Origin of the sequence: Verrucosispora sp. TAA-831 (genome assembly GCF_050780145.1) — a bacterium.
Lineage (GTDB): Bacteria > Actinomycetota > Actinomycetes > Mycobacteriales > Micromonosporaceae > Micromonospora.
Genome location: NZ_CP192240.1, coordinates 6,513,725 through 6,537,718, shown reverse-complemented (window position 1 = coordinate 6,537,718; position 23,994 = coordinate 6,513,725). Strand labels below are relative to the sequence as shown.

Sequence of the window (23,994 nt, the reverse complement as noted above, 5' to 3'; positions counted from 1 at the left end):
GGTGACGGTGGGCCGAGGACGGGGGAGGTCACCGGCCCACCATGCTCATCGGATCAGCGCACCCGCAGCTTCTGGTGCACCTCTGCGGTGGGCGCGTAGGTCCGGTCACCGGAGTAGGCGACGTGCACCGCGTACGACCCGGCGGACAGCCCGGTGGTCGGCAGCTTCACGACGGCCTTGCCCTTGTTCAGCGCCACCACGTGCGTGGTCCCGGCGAAGGTCACGGTGACCTCGCCGGTCGGCGTCGGGGACTTCTTGTGCTGGGTCTGTGCCCGCACCTCGACGTCGAGCGTGAACGCGCGCCCGGCGGGGACCGACGCGGGCGCGGCCTTCGCCTTGACCTTGGCACGGGCGTCACCGACCGTGTCGAAGCCCGTCCAGAGGTGGTCCCGAGCGAAGATCGTGAAGAGCTGGCTCGCGGTCATGCCGTCGTGCGCACCCGGGACCTGGGTGGTGTGGGCGGTGTACCCACGGGCCCGGAAGTTGTCGGCGATGGCGTTCTGGTTGTTGAGGTTGCCCTCGAAGACGCCGTTGCCGAGGAAGACGAAGAGGTCGTCGTCGCCGACCGCGTTCGCGACGTTGTCGTAGTCCTGCGCGCTCAGCGACGGGTTGCCGGAGAAGTGACCGTAGTAGCCGAACGTGGTCGGGTAGCCCCGGATCACGTGGGCACCGGTCATGCCGCCGTAGGAGAACCCGGCGTACGCCCGGCCGGACCGGTCGGTGGCGACGTTGTACCGGTCCTCGATGAGCGGCAGGATCGTCTGGACCAGGTTGTCGGCGGCGTTGGTCTGGTTGTACGAGGCGAAACCGAGGCTGGTGCCGGTGAAGTGGTTGCCCATGGTGACGACCACGGTGGGCTCGATCTCGCCCTTCGCGGTCATGTTGTCCAGGATGTTCGGGACGTTCGCCGGCACCATGAAGTCGGTCTCGTCACCGAAGATGCCGTGCGCCAGGTACGCCACCTTGTACGGCTGCGCGCGCTTGGCGTCGTAGCCGGGCGGCAGGTAGACACCGAGGTAGTGGCCGCTGTCGCCGAGGATGGTGGTGTACGGGACGTACCCGACGGTGCCCCGGTCCTTGGGCTTGGCCGGCAGCTCGTACTCGGCACGGCCCTTGAGCACCGGGTCGTCCTGCTTCGCCGCGTACGGCACGTACACGGCGTCGAGGACGTCGTTGTTCCGGGTCCGGAACGAGGACTCACCCGGCGGACGCGGGTTGGTCGAGGCCGGGTCCCAGATGCGCTTGTTCTCCCAGCCCTGGGTCGGGTCCCAGACCCGGTACCAGTAGCTGATGCTGCCCGCGTGCAGCGGCAGCGAGACCGACCAGTTGCCCTTCTTGTCCCTGGTCATGTCGCGGAGGAACTCGGTCCCCCCGGCGTGGTACCGACCCGGCTGCCACTCCTCCGGCTGGTACCGCGTGTTGCCGGTGTTCACGTCGAGCAGGGTCAGGTCCCCGGCGAGACGGACCTGGGTGGCGTTCGGATTGCGGTAGACGAAGGTGACCGTGTATCCGGTCGGTGAGTGCTTGTCCGCCTTGACGGTCGCACCCTCCTTGGCCGCAGGCTTGGCCGAGGCGGCGGCCGGCGCGGAGACGACGAGGCCGACTCCGAGTGACATGGTCGCGAGCAACGAGACGGTACGCCTGAGCCTGCGCCTTCCGGTCTCTTTCTTCAACTGAGCACACTCCTCTACAACCGCTTCTCGCGGTGCTGTTCGGATCTCGTGGTCGTGTTCGGACCCTGGCTCTCGACTGCTCACTGCCGCAGGAGCCGCTGAAGGTGGGTGGGGTCTGCGCGACGAGGCGCGGGGCGGTCGGACATGGAGAGCCTCCTCCTGGGCCACGTGGGCTGCTGCCCGGTGGGGGGTTATGACCCGTTTCGGTACTCTGTGGACCTGGTCCTGTGCTAAATCGAATTAGCATCGGTAGTGTGGCGGGGGTCGCCTTTCGATGTCAAGGGTGTTCCAGAGCTGTTACAGCTCGGGTCGCTCCTGGTCAGGGCCGTACAGAGATCGACACTCCGTCACCGTCGGGGTGGCGGTGCCGTCACCCGTAGATGCGGAAGTTGTCGAACTCGAAAGCGCCGAGACTGGTCGCGATGACTCCCGTGGTGCCGTCCGGGAAGTCGACGGCGTCGACCGTCTTCACCTTCGTACCGTTGATGTAGAGATCGAGCTGCGTGCCTCTGCCGACGATCGCCAGGCTGTTCCAGCCGTCGGCGGCTATCTTCTCGGAGCGCTCGGTCAGGCGGTAGGAGAATCCGAGTGCGTCGCTGCGCGCCACGAACGAATAGGTGCCGTCCCCGGAAAGCAGGAATGCGTAGTACCGTTTCGGCTGCCCGGACCACCGGTACATCAGTCCGGCCGCGCTGGTGGACCGGCTTCGCTGCGCAATTCGTACGTCGACGGAGACCGGTCTGTCGGTCATGTCGACCGGCACCGCGTCGCCCGCGTTGGTCGCGTTGATCCAGATGTAGTGGATGTCGCTGGAGCCGGTCTGGTTGGAGAGCCGGAACAGTCCCTGCGCGGTGTCGACCTCGCTCCGCCACACGTCGGTGTCGTCGTCGGCGGCGTCGACCCAGAGTGCGTACCGTTGCCGGACCTCGTCCGGATCGCTGGCGGTCGAGGTGAACGGTTCGGTGAACAACGCCTGCCGGAACGGGTCCGGCTCCTGCTCCTTCGGCACCAGCGCCGCGATACCGGCGACGATCCCGACCAGGCCGGCGACGATCCCGATCAGACCCGGGACCGACCTCAGCACACGCCGGAGCCGCTGCCGACCGGTACCCGTCGCCGGGGCGTCGGCCTCCGCCGGATCGGACGGCGAGGGCTCGGCGGCCACCTCCTCGCCTGCCGGCGGCGTGCGCTGCCCGACGATGTCGGCGGTGCCGCCCGGGTCGGCGGGATCGGTGTTTCCGGAATCGGTGTCGGCGGACGCTTCCGAGGGGATCGAAAGGTCCTCGCGACGAGTCCCGTCGTCATCGAGGGGGGAAGGATGCTCACTTCTCATGAGCGGCAGTCCTTTCCGGTCTGCTGTGGAATTTCCACGATGTCGACGAGGATTCGAGTCGCCGGGAAGGCGGTTATTCTGGATGGTAGCGAGGCATGCCAGGCGCACCGGAATTCGACGCGAATACGACCGAGAACATGCCCGTGCAGGTCGACGTCGTGGACACCGTCAGCGGGTGGCTCACCGAGGTCACCGTGCCGCTGCGCGCCACCGACGGTGACTGGGTGGTCCTGCGGATCTCCGACCCGGCCCTGCCCAACGGCACGCCGGGGCCGGTCGGACACCCCGGCAACGACTTCGGTGTGGCCGACACCGGCCCGTGGTGGCTGCGCCTCTGATGCCTGCCGACGACACCGCCGTCATCCGTTATCGACCAGTTCGACGGTCACGGTGGCGGTGTCACCCACGTCGAGCGCCTCGGCGGTGCGGACGGCCCGCTTGACCGGAAGGACGTAGCAACCACGGTTGCTGTCCGGGAACACCGAGGTCGTCCACCGGCTGCCGCCGATCGCGGCCCGGACGCGTACCGCACCGAAACCCCGACGGGTCCCACCGGAGAGCTCGCGGATCTCCTCCGACGCCCCGACCGGCAGACTGACGAAGGTCCAGCTCTCGTCACGCCGGGCAGCCCAGATCCACAACTCACTGTCGAACGTCACGATCACGACGGTCAGCATCACATCCGGGACCGACAGCGCCGACGATCGACCCGACCGGGACCACGATCACCGCTACCGGACGCCCCGCGACAACCGCGTGGCGCGCGCGATCACGCGTGCCACGCAGTTGCCGTCCAGGTGCTCAGTGGGTCAGGACGACCGTGGAGATACTGCGCGCGCCCACGTTGACCGAGACCTGTCCGCCGTTGACGCTGGTCGACTGGCTGGCAGCGTTGGCGTTGAGCGAGGTCAGGTAGTGCTCCGCCCGGGTGACGGACTGCGGCACCTGGATCACCGCGTTGTTGACCGCGCTGGTCGAGCGGTTGAGGATCACCAGGGTGGTCTTCCCGCCACCCTGGTACGCGGTCACCTCCAGCGGCGCGGCCTTGGCGCTCTTGGCCAGGGCGACCCGCTGGTAGCCGGGGCGGACGTACTTGGAGTACTGCGAGAAGGCGTACCCCCGCTTGAGCGGTGCGCCGGCCGTGGTGCCGAAGGCAGCCTCGCCGTCACCGATGAAGGAGTAGTAGCGCTTGCCGTACCACCAGACGTAGGCGGTCCAGTTCGCCTCCATCGAGCGGTGCACCGTCCGCATGATGTCGTCGAGCGTCTCGTTCCAGACGGTCTGGTTGCCCGGGTTGCCCCAGATGTTGGACCCGTTTCCGTCGGCTTCGTGCAGGTTCCACTCGGTCATCCACACCGGCTTGTTGTGCTGGTCGGCCAGCGGGTACGACCGCAGTCGCCCGGACGCCTCGGTGCCGTACAGGTGCCCGCCGACGTAGCCGATGTTGTTCCGGGCGGTGGTGTCGTTGAGCGTCGGGTCGGTGTAGGTGTAGTTCAGGTTCACCGCCTCGGCGACCATCAGCTTGGTGTTCTGCACCCGCGTGCCGTGGTCGCGTACGAAGTTGCGCAGTTCGGTGCCGCTCCAGTCCATCGAGTCGTAGTCCGGGTGCCAGTCCGGCTCGTTCTGCACCGAGGTGACGTCGATCGGCACGCCCTGGCCGCGCATGTACTGGACGTAGCTGTTCAGGTGGTTGGCGTAGTCGTCGTAGTAGTCGGTCCGCAGCTTGCCGCCGTTGATCCGGCTGTTGTTCGTCTTCCACGCCGCCGGTGCCGTCCAGGGCGAGGCGAGGATCTTCACGCCCGACCCGTACGACTTCGCCGTCCGTAGCGCGTTGACCTGCGTCGGCCACTCACCGGAGACCGGCGAGATACCGGTCCGGACGATCGACAGGCCGAGTTGGTTGTTGCCCAGCCCGACCAGCGTCTGAGTCTCGGCGGTCGACCACGCGCTGCCCCAGATCGACACGGCGGCCCCGAACCCGTCGACCGTCTGGTAGCGGGTGGCGTTGTTGACCGTGATGTCGGCCGCGCCGGTGGGCGGCGGCGTGGTGGGCGGTGGGGTCGTCGGCGGCGGGGTGGTCGGCGGTGGGCTGGGGATGGTGCCGCCGGTGCAGCCCACACCGTTGAGCGCGAAGATGCTGGGGGCGGGGTTGCTGCCGGTCCAGGACCCGTTGAAGCCGAACGAGACCGTGCCGTTGGTGGGTACGGCGCCGTTGTAGCTGACGTTCCGGGCGGTGACGGCGGCGCCGCTCTGGCTCACCGTGGCGTTCCACGCCTGGTCGACGGTCTGTCCGGCGTTGAAGGACCAGGTGAGTGCCCAGCTCGTGAGCGGATCACCGTTGTTGGTGATGGTGACGTTGGCACCGAAGCCGCCCTGCCACTGCGACGAGACGGTGTAGTTGACCGTGCAACCGGCTGCCGCCGCACCGGCGGGCATCGCCACGGCGACTCCCGCCGACGCCAGGAGTACGGCCCCGGCGGTCACCCGGGCGGCATTGTGTGTGAACGTTCTCATTCGCCTTTTCATCGCTGCGCTGGTCCTCCTCGAAATTGGATGCCTCGACCTGCCGTCGGTGACGACGCAGAGACGGGAGCGCTCCCAAGGTGCGGCGGAGGCCGCCCTGCTGTGCCCAGGACGGGGGCGATGATGAAAGCGCTTGCCAGATCGGCACGAATGTATGCCGCGTCAACGATCGATGTCAATGTTGCGGCGCGTCGCCTCCGAGGCGGCCGTACGCAACCCGGCCGTGGTGAAAGGAAGGGTCCCCTGCTAACGCCTGGTGCACTGAAGGGGACCCTTCCTTACATCACAGCCTCAGCGGCGGCGGGACGAGCGGGGAGCCGGTCGGGTGGGGCGGCCCACCCGGGTGACATGCAGCAGTCGATCCGGTGCCACGCCCAGGAGCGCGGCGAGCGCCGTCCGGGTGGCCGCGACGTCGACGAGCTGACTCAACGGGTGTGCCGCCAACCCGGCCGCGTGCAGTGTCAGCCAACACCGCAGCAGTACCCGCCCGAATTCCACCTGCCCGACCCGATCCAGCCCTTCCGGCGCGACCAGGACCAGCACGTCGCCTCCCCGGGCGAGCGGGTCGTCGGCGGCGGCGAGCAGCCTCGGCAATCCCAGCCGTCGCAGCGCCGGATAGGCGGCCAGCGCAGCCCGCAGCCCGCTCGCGGCCGGGCGGGACAGCCCGAGGCAGCGGTCGGTGAGGCCGTCGGCGTGGTAGTCGGGATGGGTCGGGGTCAGCCGCAGCCAGCGGCGCAGCTCGGCGACGACCGCCGGGTCCGCGTACACCTGCCGGTCGGCCTCGCGCAGGAGCGCGCCGAGGCGGTCGGCGTGCGGCAGGGTCCGGACGCTGCCACCGGCCCGCCGGGCGACCGCGTCCACCGCCGCGACCGCGTCGCTGTCCGGACCGCCGACGAAACCGCCCCGATGGGTACGCCGATCCCAGACCTCGGTGGTGCGGAAGGGGGTCGGGTAGCGGCTCGACGCCGGCCGGAGCCGCCCCACCCACGGATCGTCGTGGTCGGCGACGTACTCCAGCGACAGGTCGGCGTCGGCGGCGACGATCAGGCAGGTCTCCACGAACGCGCCCAGGGACAGGCGCAGGTCCCGGCCGCCGGGGTCGGCCGCCGGCAGGGTGTACGCCGGGTCCCACCCGACCCGGATCTGCCCGGGTTCGTAGCGCAGCCGCCACGGCTGGGTGTTGTGCGCGCTCGGCGCCCGCCAGCAGAGCGGTTCGAGCGCGCGGAACGCGGCGACGTCCACCTACCGCTCCTTGGCGTAGAACGTGTAGCCGTGCAGCGGGCGGCCACCGAGCCGCCGGTACTGGGCCGCCGACGCCGGGTTGTCCCGTCCGACGTAGGTGCTGCGCAGCGCCGTGTATCCGGCGGTGTGCAGGTTGTGGTGCAGGTGCGTGGAGAGCAGCCGTTGGTAGCCGCGCCCCTGGTACTCCGGGACGACGCCCTTGACGATCAGCACCGCCTCCCGCCGGTAGCGGCGGCGGGTGCCGAGCAGCCGGATCTGGTTGACCAGGTGCAGGTCGCCCCGGACCGCCACCATGAACTCGCTGATGTCCGGAACACACAGCGTGAACGCGACCGGCTGACCGTCCCGGGTCAGATAGAGCAGCAACGACTCGTCCAGCAGGTACGCCAGCCCGTCGGTCTGCCGCCGGAGCTGCCAGGCGCAGATCGGGGTGTAGTACCCGAGCTGGGCGAAGGAGTCGTTCAACATGCCGCGCAGCAGGTCGAGTTGGTCGTCGAGTCGCCGTACGTCACCGCGGTGCAGCTCGATCCGCGCCCCGTCCGGGTCGACGCGTACCGGGGGCGCCGGTTCGGCCGGGGTGGGCACCGGGCAGATCCAGGTGTCGGACTCGAACCGGCGCTGGAACCCGTACGCCTCGTAGGCCGCCGCGTAGTGCGCCGGGTTCCAGGCGCTGTCGACGAAGCCACGCTCGGCGTACCCGGAGGTGATCACGCCGCCGGCCTGGTTGGGCAGCAGTGCCACCGGGCCGAAGAGCAGGTCCCGGTCGGGATCGGCGTGGGTGGAGATCGCGTCGAACAGCGGCCGGGCGGCCTCGGCGGTGAACTCGGTCAGCCCGAAGAGCTGACACCGTCGGCCGATCTTGGCGTCGAAGGCCGCGTCGATGTGCAGGGTGGTCCGGCCGACCACCGCGCCGGTGGCGTCCCGCAGCACGTACATCGGGATGCCGTCCTGCCACCACTGCCGGATCTGCTGGCGCGGGATGGGCACGTGGCGCGGCTCGTCGGCGTACAGACGGTCGGTGAGCCCGAGGAACTCCCGCAGGCCACGGCGGCAGGTGATCCGCTCGAAGCGGTATCCGTCGGCACTCACCGGATCACCGCCGGGCCGGTCGTCTCCGCGCCGAGCGGAGTGAACGTGTCGATGTGCCCCATCTCCGGGCCCTCGGCCCGCCAGGTGCCGTTCGAGTAGCCGTCCGGCGAGGCCGTGTAGAGCCGGATGAACCCGGCGGTCGCGTTGCGGGTGCCGTCGGTCAGCCAGGCCATCAGTTTCCGGTGGTGCCGGGTACGCGCGAAGCGCAGCATCGCGTCGCGGTCGGTGAAGAACGCGATCGTGCCGAGCGTGAGCGGGAACTGCCAGTAGACGGTGTGCCAGCAGTAGCCGGACATCCGTCGCATGTCGCGGACCATCCGGAACCAGTCCGGGGCGAGCCGCAGCAGCACCAGCGGGCTGGCGTAGCGGGTCCCGCCGATGAACATGGCGCCGGCGCGGGCCTGCGCGGGCGCGCGGGAGAAGTCACGGGTACGCATGGTCACCTCACCAGGTAGACGTTCTTGATCTTCTGATCGCCGGTGAACGGGCCGTCACCGGGCTCGTGCAGCTCCACCCGCAGGTCACCGGCGGTCGGGTCCTCCAGCAGCGACTGCGCGAAGTCCCGGGAGACCGAGGTGAGGTGGCGGCGTACCCCACCCCGGCAGGCGGCGACGAGCGCGTCGCGCTGCGACGCGGGCAGCGGGCGGCGCAGTTCGATGTGGATCACCGGCCGGGTCTCCAGCGACGCGTCCTCGACCAGCGTCAGGCAGAAGCGGTTGATCTCGGCGGCGTGCGGGTTGCCGGTGTAGAGGCCGTACTCGACGTCCTGCGGATAGAGGTTGGCCCCCAGGTAGGAGACGGTGGAGTCGCGCCGGCCGAACAGCAGCAGCACCGGCAGGGTCATCCGCTCGACGGAGACGGCGGTGCGGAACTCGGCCCGGCGGACCGGGTCGGCGTGTGCCAGCTCGACGATCCGCTGGTACGGCACGAGTACCGCCTCGTCGCCGATGTTGTAGCGCAGCCGGGGCTGGAGCACCTCACCGGTGACCGTGCAGAGCAGCTCGCGGCGGTCGTTGGTTTCCAGGTAGGTGGCGAACGGGTTGTACTGGAAGACCATCGGCAATCGCTGCTCGTCGGCGCCGAGCAGCTCGGCGCGTAGCCCCCGGTCGGTCTGCAACCGCCGCCGCAGCCACACCGTGAACCGGGTCTCGGCGCCGATGCCGATGGTCAGGTCCGAGGCCCCGTACGCGGAGCGGACCAGGGCGAACCGCTGTTCCAGGTAGTCGCGCAGCGCCTCGGTCATGCCCTCGCCCCCGCAACTGGCGAAGATGCGGTACTTCCCCCACTCGAAGCCACCGGCGTCGAGCCGGTCCCGCAGGTGTTTGAGGAACGGCGGGTAGGCGGTGACCAGGTAGTCGTAGTCGGGGCCGAACTCGTGCAGCGTGTCGACGATCTTCCCGAGGTCCGGGCCGGTGTTCTTCACGACCGCGATCCGGGACATCGCCGCGCCGGTCGTGGTCCCGGTGGCCCAGGCCCCCATCGAGTACGCGTTGATGACGAACGCTCGACGCATCGGGAAGACCAGCCCGGTGTAGCCGGCGATGTCCCGGTGCACCGCGCGCAGTTCCCGGTCTCCCCGGGGCCAGTTGAACGGCCGTCCGGACGAGCCGGCCGACTCGTCGACCACCACGCCGCGGGACGGCATGCGGCCGTGCCAGCACCGTGCGGCGGCGGCGTGCGCTGTCACGTACCCGTGCTTGTCGGTCTCCGGGAAGTCGGTCAGTCGGCGGCGGGCGCGGGCCGGGCGGGCGCGCAGGAAGGACTGGTACGCGGGGACGTGCCGGGCGGCCCGCTCGCAGACGGCCTGTGCGTTCGCCGCGGCCAGCCGGTCCAGGAACGGGTGGTGTCGCCGGGCCAGCCACCGCCATCCGGCGGGGTGGCGACCGGCGATCCGGGTCAGTGCGGCGACCGCGCGTCCGCCGGTCGCCAGCGTCGTCTGACGGCACCGCGCGGCCAGCGCCGGAAGCGGCGACTCGGCGGTACCCAGTGCGATGTGTCGGTGCGGCAGTTCGGCCATGTCGCCATCCTGTTCGCGTCGACGTGCCGACACCTGAGCGCGGGAACGGGACCGCGTTGAGTACCCGTACCCAGGCGAGGGTGAGGGCCGCCACCGCTCACCGGTGGGCGTAAAGACCTAAATCGCATCCACCGTCGTCAAAGGTTGAGGGGTTGGGAGCGCTCCCGTAGCATGCCTGACACGTATGTTAACGCTCACCTAACAATGACCTTCGCAAATGCGTCGGTCGACTCAGTGCTGGGAAGGATGCTTTATGGCTAGATCCAGAATGGTCAATGCCAGTCTGGTGTCGGCCGGTGTGGCGATGCTGGCGACGTCGGCGGTGGCCGTCGTCGCGCCGCCAGCCGGCGCTGCGGCGGCGGGCTGCTCGGTCACGTACGCCGTGGCGTCGCAGTGGCAGGGCGGCTTCGGCGCCAACGTGTCGATCACCAATCTCGGTGACGCGGTGTCCAGTTGGACGCTGACCTGGTCCTTCGGGGCCGGGCAGACGGTGACGCAGTCGTGGAACACCACGCTGACGCAGAGCGGCACGGCGGTGACCGCGAGGAACGTCAGCTACAACGGCTCGATCCCGACCAACGGCTCGGTGTCCTTCGGGTTCAACGGCTCCTGGACGAGCAGCAACCCGACACCGACCAACTTCGCCCTCAACGGCGTGGCCTGCAACGGTGGCACCACACCGACGACCCCGCCGCCGACCACTCCGCCGCCGACCACGCCGCCGCCGTCGGGTACCTGCTCGCTGCCGTCGTCGTACCGGTGGTCCTCGACGGGTGCGTTGGCGCAGCCGCGTGCGGGTTGGGTGTCGTTGAAGGACTTCACCCACGCCCCCTACAACGGCCAGCAACTCGTCTACGCCACCACCCACGACACCGGCACCAGCTGGGGCTCGATGAACTTCGGCCTGTTCTCCAACTGGAACCAGATGGGCTCCGCCAGCCAGAACCCGATGCCGTTCTCCGCCGTCGCCCCCTCCCTGTTCTACTTCGCCCCCCGCAACATCTGGGTCCTCGCCTACCAGTGGGGCGGCCCCGCCTTCTCCTACCGCACCTCCACCAACCCGGCAGACGTCAACAGTTGGGGACCGGCACAAACCCTGTTCACCGGATCCATCACCAACTCCGGCACCGGCCCCATCGACCAGGCCCTCATCGGCGACAGCCAGAACATGTACCTCTTCTTCGCCGGCGACAACGGCCGCATCTACCGCGCCAGCATGCCCATCGGCAACTTCCCCGGCAACTTCGGTTCGAACTACACGACGATCATGACCGACACCACCAACAACCTCTTCGAAGGCGTCCAGGTCTACAAACTCGAAGGCGAAAACCGGTACCTCATGCTCGTCGAAGCCATCGGCTCCCAAGGACGCTACTTCCGCTCGTTCACCGCGACGAGCCTGGGTGGCACCTGGACCCCCCAGGCCGCCACCGAGAACAACCCCTTCGCCGGCAAAGCCAACAGCGGCGCCACCTGGACCAACGACATCAGCCACGGCGAACTCATCCGCACCAACCCCGACCAGACTATGACCGTCAACGCCTGCAACCTCCAACTCCTCTACCAAGGACGCTCCCCCAACTCCGGCGGCGACTACGGCCTCCTGCCCTACCGCCCCGGACTGCTCACCCTGCAACGCTGACCCACCGCTCCACGCCCGGCGGGCCCACGACAGGCCCGCCGGGTGCGGACGCCGGGCGGATGCCGCCGCGGCCGGGTCCGGGTCAGAACGTCAGGACCAGGTGGGCGACGGCGAAATAGATGATCAGCCCGGTGGCGTCGACGAGGGTGGTCACCATCGGCGCGGAGACGACCGCCGGGTCGATGCGGAGCCGCTTGGCCAGCAGCGGCATGGTGGCGCCGACGGTGGCGGCCCAGGCACAGATGATGACCAGAGAGACGCCGACGACCACGGCGATCTCACCACCGACCACGACTACGCCGACCACCAGGCCGACCGCTGCCAGCATCGCGCCGAGGAGCAGGCCGACCCGCGACTCCCGCCAGATCACCGCCGGCAGGTCCGAGCCGCGCAACTCACCCAACGCGAGGGCGCGTACGGCCGAGGTGGTGGCCTGTGCGCCCGCGTTCCCGCCGGTGCCCACGAGCAGCGGGATGAACAGGGCCAGCGCGGTCACCTGCGCCAGCGTGGCCTCGAACGCCTGGAGCACGTTGACGGTGAGTACCGAGGCGACGATGAGCAGCAGCAACCAGGGTGCCCGGGAGCGGGCCAACCGCCAGACGCTGACCGCCATGTAGTGGCCGGGCCAGGGCGCGGTGCCGGCCTGCCGGGCCACGTCCTCGGTGTCCGCCGCTTCGATGATCTCCATCGCGTCGTCGAAGGTGAGCAGGCCGACGAGCCGGTCCTCGCTGTCCACGACCGGCAGGGCGAGGGTGTTGGTCTCCCGCACCAGGCGGGCTGCCTCCTCGGCCGGGTCGGTGGCGCGTGCCCGGAAGACGTGGGTGTCCACCAGGTCGGCGACCGGTACGTCGGCGGCGCTCAGCACCAAGTCCCGCAACTCCACCACGCCGACCAGACGGCGGCCCGGGTCGACCACCGGCAGCACGTACACGGTCTCGGCCTCGGCGCCCTTGCGCCGGACCACGTCGAGGGCCTGGGCGGCGGTGACCTGCCGGGGCAGCGCGACCGCCTCCGGCGTCATGATCTGCCCGACCGAGCCGGGCGGGTATCCGAGCAGTTCGGCGGTCATCTGGCGCTCGCGCGGCGAGAGCCCGGCCAGGACGCGTCGGGCGACCTTGGCCGGCGCCTCGGTGAGCATGCGGGCCCGGTCGTCCGGATCCATCTCCTCGACCAGCTCGTGGAACGCCTGGTCGCGCAGCCCCACCAGGATGCGCTGCTGGTCCACGGGGTCCAGTTCCTCGAAGACGGCGAGTGCCGGGTCCTTGTCGAGCAGCCGGAACGGCACCCCGGCGGTGACTCCGTCGAGTCGGGCGAGTTCGTCAGCGATCTCGTACGGCGGTCTGCTGTCCAGCCACCCGCGGATCAGCTCGAGGTCGTTGCGGTCGACGAGCTGCTGCAACGTCCCGGTCATCCGATCACCTCCACGGGTGGTGCTGGTTCGGTGCAAAGTTCCGTAGCTACCCGGTGCATGTGCCGAGTACGCCGCCGAGCGGCCCGGCGACAGGCCAGGGACCTGGTGATCTCCACCACGACCGGACCCCGTTCGGGGTCGCCGACCTCGCGTGGAAGGGGCAGGGAACCGCCACACCGACTCGCCGCGCGCCGACGCCTGGCGGCCCGGGGCGGGCTGTCCTAACCTTGGCGGTACGAGGGGAGTACTTCCCACGAACCATACCGGTCAGTACGGCGCACCCCGGGTGTGCCTCGGGTGGTTGCCCACGAACGGTGGGTGAAGGAGACCTCGAACATGCACGGTGTTCGAGGAAGGCCCATGCCCGAATTGTCTTACTCCGCCGGTGAATTCCACTCCGTGGGCACGCCGTTGCTCTGGACGGTGACCATCGTCGGGGTGTTGGCCCTGCTGGTGCTCGACTTCGCGGTGACGCACCGCCCGCACCGGGTGTCGCTCAAGGAGGCGTTGGGCTGGTCGGCCTTCTACATCGCGCTGCCGCTGATCTTCGGTGCCTGGGTGTGGTCCGAGTTCGGCTCCGAGCAGGGCGTCCACTTCCTGACCGGCTATCTGGTCGAGAAGTCGCTGTCGGTGGACAACCTGTTCGTGTTCATGCTGCTGCTGGCGGCGTTCGCGGTGCCGGCCGAGTTGGCCCAGCGGGTGCTGCTGTTCGGGATTACCGGCGCGTTGGTGCTGCGGAGCGTCTTCATCGCGTTGGGTGCGGCGGCGTTGCAGACGCTGGACTTCGCGTTCCTGATCTTCGCGTTGATCCTGTTGTTCACTGCGGCGAAGCTGTTGCGGGATGCGTTCACCGGGCACGAGCAGTCGGTCGACATCGGCAACATGCGCTCGGTGCGACTGCTGCGCCGGTTCATGCCGGTGGTCCAGGAGTACCACGGCACCAAGATGGTCGTCCGGGTCGACGGCCGTCGGGCGTTGACGCCGTTGGCGTTGGTGGTGGTGGCGGTCTTCGCCACCGATGCGGTCTTCGCGGTGGACTCGGTGCCGGCGGTCTACGGCATCACCGAGGACCCGTACCTCGTCTTCGCCACGAACGCGTTCGCGTTGCTGGGTCTGCGGGCGCTCTACTTCGTGCTGCACGCCGCGCTCAGCCGCCTGGTGCACCTCAGCTACGGTCTGGCCGTGATCCTGGCGTTCATCGGCGTCAAGCTCGGCCTGCACTGGGCGCACGGTGTCTGGGAAGGTGTCCCGCTGATCCCGACGGCGGCGTCGTTGCTGGTCATCATCGGTGTGCTGACGGTCGTGACGATCACCAGCCTGCGTGCCACCCGCAACGTGGTGCCGGGCTCCAAGGAGGTCGTCACCGAACGGCGGTGATCCGGGCCCGCAGGAGTCAGTCGCGGTAAAAACGGTCAAAAGGCACCATATCGGCTCTATGCTCCGCCCCGAGAGGGGTGGAGATGACGCCATCAGTGGAACGCGCCGGGCCGATCCTGACGGGCCGGTTCCGCGAGGACGTCGAAGGGCTGCGCGGTCTCGCGCTCGTGCTGGTGCTCGTCGGGCATGCCGGCGTGGCGGTGCTGCCGGGATTCTTCGTCGCGGTCGACGTCTTCTTCGTGATCTCCGGCTTCCTGATCACCGGTCTGCTGGTCGACGAGGTACGCCGGACCGGCCGGATCTCGATCACCGCGTTCTACGTCCGGCGCGCCAAACGGCTGTTGCCCGCCGCCAGCGCCGTCGTCGTGGCGAGCATGCTGCTCACGTACCTCTTCCTGCCGCCGATCCGGTGGTCCGAGACCGCCCGGGACGCCCTGGCCAGCGCGGTCTACGCGATGAACTGGCGGCTGGTCGAACAGTCGACCGACTACCTGCGGTCGGAGGAGGCGCCGAGCATCCTCCAGCACTTCTGGTCACTGGCCGTGGAGGAGCAGTTCTATCTGCTCTGGCCGCTGCTCCTGCTGGTCGCCGTGGCGCTCGGTCGTCGGCGGGCGCAGTCGATCGAGGCGCGGTCGCCGGTGGACGTCCGTGGCCGGCACCGCCGGAGGTTCTTCGCGGACCGGACGTCGATGCCGGTGCTCGTGGCGATCGCGCTGGTCGGCGTACCGTCCCTGGCCTGGTCGGTGCACCTGAGCCAGGCCGAGCCCGCGCGGGCGTACCTCGTCACCACCACCCGGATGTGGGAACTCGCGCTGGGCGGGGCGCTGGCCATCCTGAGCGGCCACCTCTCCCGGCTGCCCCGTCCGGCCGCGACCGCGCTCGGCTGGACCGGCATGGGCCTGATCGCCCTCGGCGCGGTGCTGATCGGGCCGGACGCGGCCTATCCGGGACACCTCGCGCTGCTACCCACGCTCGGCGCGGTGGCGGTCATCGCGGCCGGGCCGGGTGCCGGACGGTACGGGCCGGCGTCGCTGTTGGAGACCCGGTCGCTACGGGCGGTCGGCGTCGTGTCGTACTCCTGGTATCTCTGGCACTGGCCACTGCTGGTGGCGGCGGAGGCGCACTGGGGTCCGTTGGGGACCGGCGCCGGCCTGGCGGTGATCCTCTGCTCCGCGGTCCCGGCGGTGCTGACCCACCACCTGGTGGAGAACCCGTTCCGGTACGCGCAGTTCTCCCCGGCCCGCACCCTGCGGATGGGGCTCGTCGCGACCAGCCTGACCGTGCTGGCCGGGGTCGGCCTGAGCCTCGCGGTACGGCCACCGACCGCGCCGGGTCCCGCGCAACTCGCCGGAGCGGGTCAGGCGTCACCGGGCGGGGACCCGGCGCTGGTGGACCGCTTCGCCCGGATCACGCCCGACCCGCTCCACGCCCGCGACGACCTGCCCGACGTCTATCGGGACGACTGCATCACGCAGGCGCAGGAGTCGAGTCTGCGCACCTGCGTCTACGGCGACCGCGACTCGCCGGTCGAGGTGGCGCTGGCCGGCGACTCGCACGCGGCGCACTGGGTACCCGCGTTGCAGCAGATTGCGGCGGAGCGCGGCTGGCGGCTGGTGACCTACATCAAGACCGCCTGTTCGTTGATGACCACCCCGACGGTCGTCGGCGGGCGAGTCGACGAGAGCTGTACGGAGTGGAACCGCGAACTGCGGACCGCGCTCACCGGGCAGCGACGACCCCGGCTGCTGATCGTCTCCAGCGTGACCCAGATCCCGCTGGTGGCGGGCAGTACGCCCGCCCCCGGGCCGTCGACGGCCGACGCGCAGACCGAGGCGCTGGCACGGACCTGGTCGGAGCTGACCGGAGCGGCGGTGCCGCTGGTGGTCCTCCGGGACACCCCGGCGTTCAGGGTGGACATGGCCGAGTGTGTCTCCGCCAACCGGGAGCGGCTCAGCGCCTGTGCCCAGCCCCGGCAGCCCGCGCTCGTCTGGGGCGTACCGCAGGAGCGGGCCGCGGCTCTGGTGGCCCAGGTGCACCTGGCCGATCTCAACGACGCGATCTGTCCAGGCGAGCGCTGTCCCGCCGTGATCGACGGCGTGCTGGTCTATCGGGACGCGCATCACCTGACCGCCACGTACGCGCGCCGTCTCGCGCCCCGGCTGGACGACTTCCTGCTCCGGCACACCGCGCGGCATCTGTCATGAGACGGCGCACCGATTCAACCTTTTGGGTTAATTGCGTTGTTTATACTCACTTGTCCGTATCGGCGGTGTGATGCTGGGCGACGTACGAGAAGTCGAACGTCGCGGGCGGTCCTGAGCCCGGTCGGCACCCGGCCGGCGCCCACAGGACGACCTCCGATCTCGCCGTCTCCTCGTGGACCCGAGGAGCACGACACGAGCCGGCCGATCCCGGACAGCATCCGGGTATGCGTCGCCGAGGTCGTGACCCGCGTTCGAGCTCCGCCCAGAGGTGGCCAGGCCCTGTGCGCCGGTTCACCGGCCTGGCGGTTGCACTGTGGACGGTGGTCGACGGTCTGCTCGGACATCTGCCCAGCGGCGGTCGTGGCGCGAGCCACGGCCGCCGCTGGCGGCCGTTGTGCGCCCTCGCCGCCGGTCGGCCCCTCCATCCGATATGAAACGGGCAATTCGTGAAAATCGGGATGTACGGCGCATAGGTGTTGATACTGCATGTGTCACATGCGGCGGTCGGCACGACGACTCGACCTCCGTCCGGATTGGTCCGTAAGGGAGTCGTCACGTGCAGGCCTGGTTCACCGAAGGGCGTTCGCCGACGCTGCAGGACAGATACTCGGCGCAGCACAACGCGTTCGGCGCGCTGCGCCTGGCGATGGCGTGCGGCGTGATCATCGCCCATGCCGGGCCGATCGGATTCGGGGTGGGAAACCTCGGGACGGGTCTGTTCGCAGGCCAGAGCGACATCGGCACGATGTCCCTCTACGGCTTCTTCCTGATCTCCGGGTTCCTCATCACCGACAGCGCACTGCGCTCGTCCCTGCCGCAGTACATCCGCGCCCGCCTGCTGCGGGTGTTTCCCGGCCTGTGGGTCTGCCTGCTGGTCACGGCCTTCGTCATCGCGCCGCTGGTGGCCCTCTACGAGAACGGCAACCTCAACGGCTTCTGGGGACACCCGGAGGGTCCGTTCGACTACGTCACCACGAACGTCCTCGCGTCGATGGAACAGTTCCCGATCTCCGGCCTGCTGGCCGACACACCGTACGGGCGGCTCGGCGGCGGTCCGAGTGCGTTCGACGGTTCGCTCTGGACCCTCCGGTACGACCTGGCCTTCTACGGCGTGGTGGCCCTGCTGACGATGACCGCGGTGCTGCGCCGGTCGCCGCGTGCCGTCCTGCTCTTGACGTTCGTCTGCTACGCGCTGATCCTGTGGGACTTCCTCAACGGACCGACCATCACCTCACGGCCGCCGCAGCACGGGGCGATCGGGCCGTTCCCGCTGCTCGGTGCCTTCGCCGCCGACTGGACGCTGATGCTCGGCTTCCTGTTCCTGCTCGGCACGGCCGCCCGTCTGTACGCGCACCGCATCCCGGTCAACGGCGTGTGGGCGCTGGTGGCCGGTGTCGTGCTGACCGGCTCGCTGCTCAAGGGCGGCTTCTTCGCGGTCGGCCTGCCGGCCTTCGGCTACCTGGTGCTGTATGCCGCGGTGGCGCTGCCGAAGCAACTGTCCCGAATCAGCCGGCGACACGACTACACCTACGGCCTCTACATCTACGGCTTCCCGGTGCAGCAGGTCCTCGCCCTGGTGGGTGGTGCCGAGTTCGGGATGTTCGGCTACATCGTGCTGAGCCTGCTCGGCACCATGCTCTTCGCCGTACCCTCCTGGCACCTGGTGGAACGTCCCGCCCTGCGACTCAAGACCGAGAGCGTCCGGGCCCGCAGGCGCGCCGACCACGAGGCGGAGACCCGGCAGAGGCTGCCGGTCTCCTGAGCCTCGGCAGGAGTCGGCCCGATCCACGCCGACCTCGCCGCCGTGCGGGAGCGACTCTTCCCCGGACTGCCCGAGACCCTGCTGGCCCGAGGCTCCGTCGGCTGGATCCACTGCTTCGGCGTCGTCAGCTTCGAACTCTTCGGTCAGCTCGACGGCCTGATCACCGCGCGGGATGGCGCGTCCCGGTCCGTCGTCCAGCCCCAGATGTGCACCGCCCGCTCCGACCCGGTCTGCCGTGCGCCGTCGAAGGCGACGATGGGCGCGTAGGTGGGCGGCGGCGGGTCCTCCGGCGGGATGAAGTCGCACTTCGGCGGCGGAATCGGTCGATCACACTCGGGCGCTGCCGCGGCGGGCTGTGCCATCACCAGGGCCATGCCCCATCCGGTCAGTACGGCGCTGACCACCGCCACACTTCTGCGTACTCGCATCTCACCCTCGTTTCTCCGCCGCGTACGTGGGTCGTCCACGCGTCGATCGGCGTCGTGGGAGGAGTCTGGGTGGACGGACGACCCGGGAGACAGGGCTGGCAGTCCCGCAGGTCCGGGACGTCGTCCCGGGGACGCGGGACGGCACGGGCGGCGATTGTGATCTAGCATCAGCTCTCCCGCCGTTGTCGTACTGCGGGTCGGCTTCCACTCACGGGAGTTCCTGGATTGTTCTCCACTCTCATCGGGGCCGCCTCCGGCCCCGGATCGTCCTCGCGCGCCCGCGTCATGGCCCGGGCCGCCGTCGCGTCGGCACTGGTGCCGGCGCTGCTGCTCGGTGCCGGCGCACCTGCGGTCGCGGCGACCAACACGCTGACCGTCACCACGCTGGACCGCAACGGCAAGAAGGTCACCGTCACCACGACCGTGGTCAACCTCGCCAACAACGAGCGCCGTTCGGTCAAGTCCAACAAGGCCAAGAAACTGCCGAAGGGCACCTACGCGGTGCTCGCCTCGATCCGCACCGGGGACACCTCGACCCTCGGTGCGCGTACGGTCAAGGTCTCCGGGTCCAGCAAGACCACCGTGGACGCCCGCAAGGGCAAGCGGGTCTCGCTCGGCCTCAGCTCCGCGCCCGACGCAGCCGGGCTGGAGGTCCAGACCATCGCCCAGATCTGCACCCGGGGCAGGTCGACGATCGACTACGTCGACGCCCGGGACTCCGGTGGCGGTCTGTTCGTGGTGCCCAACTCGTCGACGCGGTTGGGCTTCGCCGCGATGCGGGCCTGGAGCGACCAGGCCGGCACGGCACCCCACTACGCGGTCATGTTCACCACCGCCGGTGTGCCGAAGAGTCCCACCCGGACCTTCGCGAAGTCGTCACTCGCCACGGTCAACGTGGAGGCCAGGCGTGGCCCGTCGGCGGCGAGTTCCAGCGGCCTGGCGGTGCAGCCGGTCGACCGCTCCTGCGGCAACCACATGTACGGCTCGCTACTCGGCGCCGACCAGCCGTACCGGACGAAGGTGCACCTCTCGGCCGGCAAGTGGCTCGTCCGGGCGAACAGCTACACGTCCGCGAAGGACGGCTCCACGCCGGTCGTCGGCGGCTTCCTCGTCCCGCGTACGGTCAGCGCGGGTGAGTCGTACACGCTGCGGTTCTTCCGGTCCGCCTGGGGACCGTCCACCCGGCTGCCGCAGGTCAACTACGGCTGGCTGTCGTACGTGCTGAACGACATGTTCGCCGACCCCGGCTTCCCCCGGGACAGCGTCGAGGGCGGCGACAAGGCGACGGCGACGCTGAAGTTCGGTGGCAAGACGGTCAAGACCAAGAAGGACAGGGGCTGGGAGTCGGAAATGACCAGCCTTGAGTACAAGGTCAAGAAGAGTGGTTGGTACACGCTCACCAACGACGCGAGCCGCTACTACCCGGAGATCACCTTCCCGGCCGGGATGCTGTCACCGAAGACCAGCGTCACGTACCGGTTCAAGGCGAAGCCGAACACCTCGGTGACCGCACCCGTCTACGCGCTCACCATGCTGCCCACCGGGCTTGACCTGGACAACCGGGCCAAGGCCGGCGACAGCACGAACGTCCAGTTGAAGCTGAGCCGGCCCAAGGCCGGTCCGGACGCCAAGCTGGGCAAGAACCCGAAGGTGAAGACGGTCACCGCCAAGGCGTCCTTCGACGGCGGCAAGACCTGGCGCTCGGTGTCGGTCAAGAAGATCGACGGCGTCTGGACCGCCCAGGTGGGCAACCCCACCTCCGGCGCGGTCTCGCTGCGGGCGCGGGTCACCGACACCATCGGCGGCTACACCGACGTGACGATCATCCGGGCGTACGCGATCGGCTGACGCTCCGGCCGTGACGACGACGGGCCCCCCTCCCGGCCGGGAAGGGGGCCCGCTCGGTGACCGGATGCGCCCGGCCACCGATCTGTGGTGAGGCCTACCAGTACTTCGGCAGCTCGTAGAAGTCGTCGCCGTTCAGGCTGTCGACCGAACGGTCCGCCATCCGCTCGGCGATGCCGACGATGCCGGCCTCGACGGCCTTGGTCAGTTGACCCTTCTGCTTCTGGCCCCAGGCGTGGGACTGGCCGCGTACCTCGAACAGGACGCTCGCGCTGCCGTTGAGCGCGAACGCCGACCGGGCCTGCCCGGCGTAGTCGCGGTCGAAGCTGTAGCCGTCCGAGACCTGGTAGTGGACGTACTGGCTGACCCCACCGAAGAACGGCGAACCGGTGCCGGAGCCGTTGCCCGCGTGCTGCATCATGCCGAGCGCGGCGGCCAGCGTGTGCCGACGGGAGGCGTCCTGGTCGAGCAGGGGCCAGTCGGCGTACCTCGGGTTGCCGTCGACCTCCGAGCCGAGCGGCGGGAAGTCCAGCGCCACCGTGACGTACTGGTCGGTCCCGATGTTCTCGTTGCACGGGCCCATGTGGTGCAGGTCCACGTAGGCGTGGACCTTGCCGAACTCGTCGCGCAGGTTGACGTAGAGGTCACGTAGTGCCCGGGACTCGTTGGTCAGGTACATGCCGGGCAGCGTCTCGTTGGACGGCCGCGTCGCGGGCGAGGGCTCGGCGGTCAGGTCCGCGCTGAAGTCCCGGTTGACGTCGAAGCCGCGCGCGCCGTTGCTGTAGTAGTACGGCGCGTTGGTGCCGGCCAGTTGCGGGAACTTCTCGACCACCTCGTTCCACGGGAAGTCGTTCTGCCGACGGTTCAGCTCCGCACCGTCGGGGTTGAACTTCGGAACGGCGACGATGGTCAGGTTGTCCCGGATCAACTTGGCCTGCGGGCTCCCGCTGGACCCGAGGGTCTTGAGCATCTGGAGCAGGGCCTCGGTGCCGGTCTTCTCGTTGCCGTGGATCTCGCTCGTGATCAGCAGTACGCGGTCACCGGTGCCGACGCGGGCGGTGTAGATGTCCCGGCCCCGGTGGGACGTGCCGATGACGTCCACCGCGACCCGGCCGTTGCTGGTCGCCTCGATCTGGGCGAGCTGCTTGCCGAGCTGTGCGTAGTCGGTCCACCCGGAGGCGGATCGGTTGCCGGGCAGGTTTCCACAATTCGCGTTCACGTTCTCTGCCGACGAAGACGGCGCGAACAGGGTTACGGCACACATTGTTGCGACAGTTGTCGACACCAAAAGGCGACGATGCATCAGACCTCCTACATCTGTATGACTTCGGCTGTGCGGTGCGTCGTTCCGGGTGTTTCCGAGCGGCTTCCACCTCGTTCTCGCTGTCTTCTGCGGCCACGTATCACCTGCTGGCAGGCGTTGTGTTAAGTGATCCTGCCGATCAGGTGAGGCAAAACTAAAGGCGTCGGTTAATGTTCACCGCCGACGACCTGCGTGTTTGAGGAAACTTTGAGGTTCGTGGTGGCCGCGCGTGCTGCGGCGAGTGCTCGGGGACTATTCGAAATCGGTCCACGAGAAATGCGGCGCTGAGATTTCGGCCGCCCGGTGTTAGCGTCCACGGGTGGAGCCGACACGTGGTGCCCCGGTCGCCGGGCTGGTGCTCGCGGCCGGTGCGGGCCGCCGGTACGGACGACCCAAGGCGCTCGTGGAGGTGCATGGTCGGCTGTTGGTGGAACGCGCGGTGGCCACCCTGGGGGCCGGTGGCTGCGACTCGGTGACCGTGGTGCTCGGTGCCGACGCGGAACTGGTCGCCGCCCGTGCCGACCTGGCCGGGGCCAGGGTGGTGGTCAATCCGGAGTGGGCCGGTGGGATGGGATCGTCACTGCGTACCGGTCTCGCCGTGCTGACGCCGACCCCGGCGGTGGCCGCGCTGGTGCTCCTGGTCGACATGCCGGGCATCACCGCCGAGGCGGTGCGCCGACTCGTCGGTCTCGCCGCGCCGCAGGTCCTCGCGATGGCGGGGTACCACACCGGGCGCGGTCACCCGGTCCTGCTCGGCCGCGCGCACTGGGCGGGTATCGCCGCCTCGGCCGTCGGTGACGTGGGCGCCCGTCCCTACCTGCGCGAACGTGCCGAGCAGATCCGGGTCGTACCGGTCTCCGACGTGGCCGACGGCGGTGACATCGACACCGAGGCGGACCGGGCCAGGTTCCTCGCCGCCGGGGAGGCGGCGAGTGCCTGACGTGCCTGCGAATGCCGGTCTCAGCGGGCGGTGAGGATCACCGGCCCGTCCTCGGTGACCGCGATGGTGTGCTCCCAGTGCGCGGCCCGGCTGCCGTCGGCGGACCGCAGCGTCCAGCCGTCCGGGTCCACCCGGTACCTGTCGTCGCCACCGGCGAGGAACATCGGTTCGAGGGCGAGGACCAGCCCCGGCCTGAGCCGCAGCCCCCGGCCGGGCTTGCCCTCGTTGGGCACGAACGGGTCCTCGTGCATGGCACGACCGATCCCGTGGCCGCCGTGGTTCTCCATCAGGCCGAATCCCTGCGACCGCCCGACGGTGCCGATGGCGTGGGCGATGTCGCCCATCCGGGCGCCGGGCGTGGCGGCGGCGATGCCGGCATGCAGGGCGCGGCGGGTCTCGTCGACGAGCCTCTGGTCGGCCGGGTCGGCGGTGCCGACGATGAAGGTCACCGCCGAGTCGCCGTGCAGCCCGTCGATGTACGCGCCGCAGTCGACGGTCAGCACGTCGCCGTCGGCGAGCCGGTACGCCGTGGGGATGCCGTGCACCACCGCGTCGTTGACCGAGGTGCAGATGACCGCCGGGTAGGGGCTGGGGGCCGACCGGGGGTGGTAGTGCAGGAACGAGGGCTTCGCGCCGGCCTCGCTGATCACCGTGGCGGCGATCTCGTCCAACTCCCGCAGGGACGTCCCGACCGTGGCCGCCGCCTGGGCCGCAGCCAGCGCCGTCGCCACCACCCGCCCGGCCTCGCGCATGACGGCGATCTCGCCCGGCGTCTTCAACTCGACCATCTCCACCTCTTCGTCGCTCGTGCCGGCGGGGCGGGGTGCACCCCGGCGCTGGTATTTTAATACCAGGATTACTATAGGCGCATGGTGCGTACCCCGATGACCGAGGACGAGCGGGCGCGCGGCCTGGCGTTGGGGCGCCTGCTCCAGCAGGCCCGTGGCGGTCGCAGTGCCGCCGCCGTCGCCCTCCAGGCCGGCATCTCGCTGGACACGCTGCGCAAGATCGAGCGCGGAGCGATCGCCTCGCCCGCCTACTTCACCGTCGCCGCCCTGGCCCGGGTGCTCGGGCTCTCGCTGGACGACCTGGCGACCCGGCTCGCCGAGCCGTCCCCGGCCAGCGGGCGACTCGCCTCCTGACCGGGCGACGGGTGGCCACCGGGCAGCCCGACCGGTCCCGGCGATAACTCGCTGGGCCGTTCC

Annotated in this window: 20 protein-coding genes; 8 read left to right on the top strand and 12 right to left on the bottom strand. The window is 69.6% G+C overall.

Features of this window, described 5'->3' with window-relative positions:
• Positions 1 to 53: 53 nt before the first annotated feature.
• A complete protein-coding gene (locus tag ACQVFL_RS29080) occupies positions 54 to 1,616 on the bottom strand; it encodes an alpha/beta hydrolase-fold protein (RefSeq protein ID WP_431728028.1) in 1,563 nt (520 codons plus the stop codon).
• Between the two features lie 427 nt (positions 1,617 to 2,043).
• On the bottom strand, positions 2,044 to 3,114 hold the full coding sequence (locus tag ACQVFL_RS29075; RefSeq protein WP_431728027.1) for a LamG-like jellyroll fold domain-containing protein: 1,071 nt from the start codon (positions 3,112 to 3,114) through the stop codon (positions 2,044 to 2,046).
• A 29-nt stretch (positions 3,115 to 3,143) separates the two neighbouring features.
• On the opposite strand from ACQVFL_RS29075, the gene ACQVFL_RS29070 reads away from it, so the two are divergent.
• A complete protein-coding gene (locus tag ACQVFL_RS29070) occupies positions 3,144 to 3,344 on the top strand; it encodes a hypothetical protein (protein WP_396698089.1) in 201 nt (66 codons plus the stop codon).
• 21 nt (positions 3,345 to 3,365) lie between these two features.
• Here ACQVFL_RS29070 and ACQVFL_RS29065 read toward each other — a convergent pair whose 3' ends face one another.
• The 6 genes from ACQVFL_RS29065 to ACQVFL_RS29040 form a co-directional block, all read right to left on the bottom strand.
• Positions 3,366 to 3,671 (bottom strand): DUF1905 domain-containing protein, encoded by a 306-nt coding sequence (locus ACQVFL_RS29065; protein ID WP_396698091.1) that lies wholly within the window; start codon positions 3,669 to 3,671, stop codon positions 3,366 to 3,368.
• Positions 3,672 to 3,807: 136 nt separating this feature from the next.
• On the bottom strand, positions 3,808 to 5,520 hold the full coding sequence (locus ACQVFL_RS29060; RefSeq protein ID WP_431728026.1) for a cellulose binding domain-containing protein: 1,713 nt from the start codon (positions 5,518 to 5,520) through the stop codon (positions 3,808 to 3,810).
• A gap of 300 nt (positions 5,521 to 5,820) precedes the next feature.
• On the bottom strand, positions 5,821 to 6,771 hold the full coding sequence (locus ACQVFL_RS29055; RefSeq protein ID WP_431728025.1) for a nitroreductase: 951 nt from the start codon (positions 6,769 to 6,771) through the stop codon (positions 5,821 to 5,823).
• Entirely contained in the window at positions 6,772 to 7,860 is a 1,089-nt protein-coding gene (locus ACQVFL_RS29050; protein ID WP_396698098.1) for a hypothetical protein, read from the bottom strand.
• Entirely contained in the window at positions 7,857 to 8,297 is a 441-nt protein-coding gene (locus ACQVFL_RS29045) for a DUF4188 domain-containing protein (RefSeq protein ID WP_396698100.1), read from the bottom strand. Before ACQVFL_RS29045 ends, ACQVFL_RS29050 begins: the two co-directional genes overlap by 4 nt.
• Before the next feature lie 2 nt (positions 8,298 to 8,299).
• Positions 8,300 to 9,877, bottom strand: coding sequence for a phenylacetate--CoA ligase family protein (locus ACQVFL_RS29040; RefSeq protein WP_431728024.1), 1,578 nt, complete (start codon positions 9,875 to 9,877; stop codon positions 8,300 to 8,302).
• Positions 9,878 to 10,130: 253 nt separating this feature from the next.
• Between ACQVFL_RS29040 and ACQVFL_RS29035 the strand changes: the two genes are divergently transcribed.
• The gene (locus tag ACQVFL_RS29035; RefSeq protein ID WP_431728023.1) at positions 10,131 to 11,519 is read left to right on the top strand and encodes a non-reducing end alpha-L-arabinofuranosidase family hydrolase; all 1,389 of its coding nucleotides are present in this window, start codon (positions 10,131 to 10,133) and stop codon (positions 11,517 to 11,519) included.
• 82 nt (positions 11,520 to 11,601) lie between these two features.
• Here the strand turns inward: ACQVFL_RS29035 and mgtE are convergent, their stop codons facing one another.
• A complete protein-coding gene (gene mgtE / locus ACQVFL_RS29030) occupies positions 11,602 to 12,930 on the bottom strand; it encodes a magnesium transporter (RefSeq protein WP_396698105.1) in 1,329 nt (442 codons plus the stop codon).
• A gap of 360 nt (positions 12,931 to 13,290) precedes the next feature.
• Here mgtE and ACQVFL_RS29025 point away from each other — a divergent pair, with 360 nt between their 5' ends.
• The 3 genes from ACQVFL_RS29025 to ACQVFL_RS29015 all read left to right on the top strand — a co-directional run bounded on the left by ACQVFL_RS29025 (position 13,291) and on the right by ACQVFL_RS29015 (position 18,273).
• On the top strand, positions 13,291 to 14,307 hold the full coding sequence (locus tag ACQVFL_RS29025; protein ID WP_431728022.1) for a TerC/Alx family metal homeostasis membrane protein: 1,017 nt from the start codon (positions 13,291 to 13,293) through the stop codon (positions 14,305 to 14,307).
• Between the two features lie 83 nt (positions 14,308 to 14,390).
• The gene (locus ACQVFL_RS29020; protein ID WP_431728021.1) at positions 14,391 to 16,511 is read left to right on the top strand and encodes an acyltransferase family protein; all 2,121 of its coding nucleotides are present in this window, start codon (positions 14,391 to 14,393) and stop codon (positions 16,509 to 16,511) included.
• A 556-nt stretch (positions 16,512 to 17,067) separates the two neighbouring features.
• Positions 17,068 to 18,273, top strand: a complete 1,206-nt coding sequence (locus ACQVFL_RS29015; protein WP_396698111.1) for an acyltransferase family protein — start codon at positions 17,068 to 17,070, stop codon at positions 18,271 to 18,273.
• A gap of 143 nt (positions 18,274 to 18,416) precedes the next feature.
• Here ACQVFL_RS29015 and ACQVFL_RS29010 read toward each other — a convergent pair whose 3' ends face one another.
• Positions 18,417 to 18,701 carry a hypothetical protein gene (locus ACQVFL_RS29010; RefSeq protein WP_431728020.1) on the bottom strand — a complete coding sequence of 95 codons (285 nt, stop codon included), beginning with the start codon at positions 18,699 to 18,701 and terminating at the stop codon, positions 18,417 to 18,419.
• Between the two features lie 225 nt (positions 18,702 to 18,926).
• Between ACQVFL_RS29010 and ACQVFL_RS29005 the strand changes: the two genes are divergently transcribed.
• On the top strand, positions 18,927 to 20,549 hold the full coding sequence (locus ACQVFL_RS29005; RefSeq protein ID WP_431728019.1) for a hypothetical protein: 1,623 nt from the start codon (positions 18,927 to 18,929) through the stop codon (positions 20,547 to 20,549).
• Positions 20,550 to 20,643: 94 nt separating this feature from the next.
• Here the strand turns inward: ACQVFL_RS29005 and ACQVFL_RS29000 are convergent, their stop codons facing one another.
• Positions 20,644 to 21,765, bottom strand: a complete 1,122-nt coding sequence (locus tag ACQVFL_RS29000) for a M14 family zinc carboxypeptidase (protein ID WP_396698117.1) — start codon at positions 21,763 to 21,765, stop codon at positions 20,644 to 20,646.
• A 403-nt stretch (positions 21,766 to 22,168) separates the two neighbouring features.
• Here ACQVFL_RS29000 and ACQVFL_RS28995 point away from each other — a divergent pair, with 403 nt between their 5' ends.
• Positions 22,169 to 22,789: a nucleotidyltransferase family protein gene (locus ACQVFL_RS28995; protein WP_431728018.1), complete on the top strand. Its 621-nt coding sequence runs from the start codon at positions 22,169 to 22,171 to the stop codon at positions 22,787 to 22,789.
• Between the two features lie 20 nt (positions 22,790 to 22,809).
• Here the strand turns inward: ACQVFL_RS28995 and map are convergent, their stop codons facing one another.
• Complete coding sequence (gene map / locus ACQVFL_RS28990) at positions 22,810 to 23,577, bottom strand: type I methionyl aminopeptidase (RefSeq protein WP_431728017.1); 768 nt, start codon at positions 23,575 to 23,577, stop codon at positions 22,810 to 22,812.
• Between the two features lie 81 nt (positions 23,578 to 23,658).
• Here map and ACQVFL_RS28985 point away from each other — a divergent pair, with 81 nt between their 5' ends.
• Positions 23,659 to 23,931 carry a helix-turn-helix domain-containing protein gene (locus ACQVFL_RS28985; protein WP_396698122.1) on the top strand — a complete coding sequence of 91 codons (273 nt, stop codon included), beginning with the start codon at positions 23,659 to 23,661 and terminating at the stop codon, positions 23,929 to 23,931.
• Positions 23,932 to 23,994: the final 63 nt, after the last annotated feature.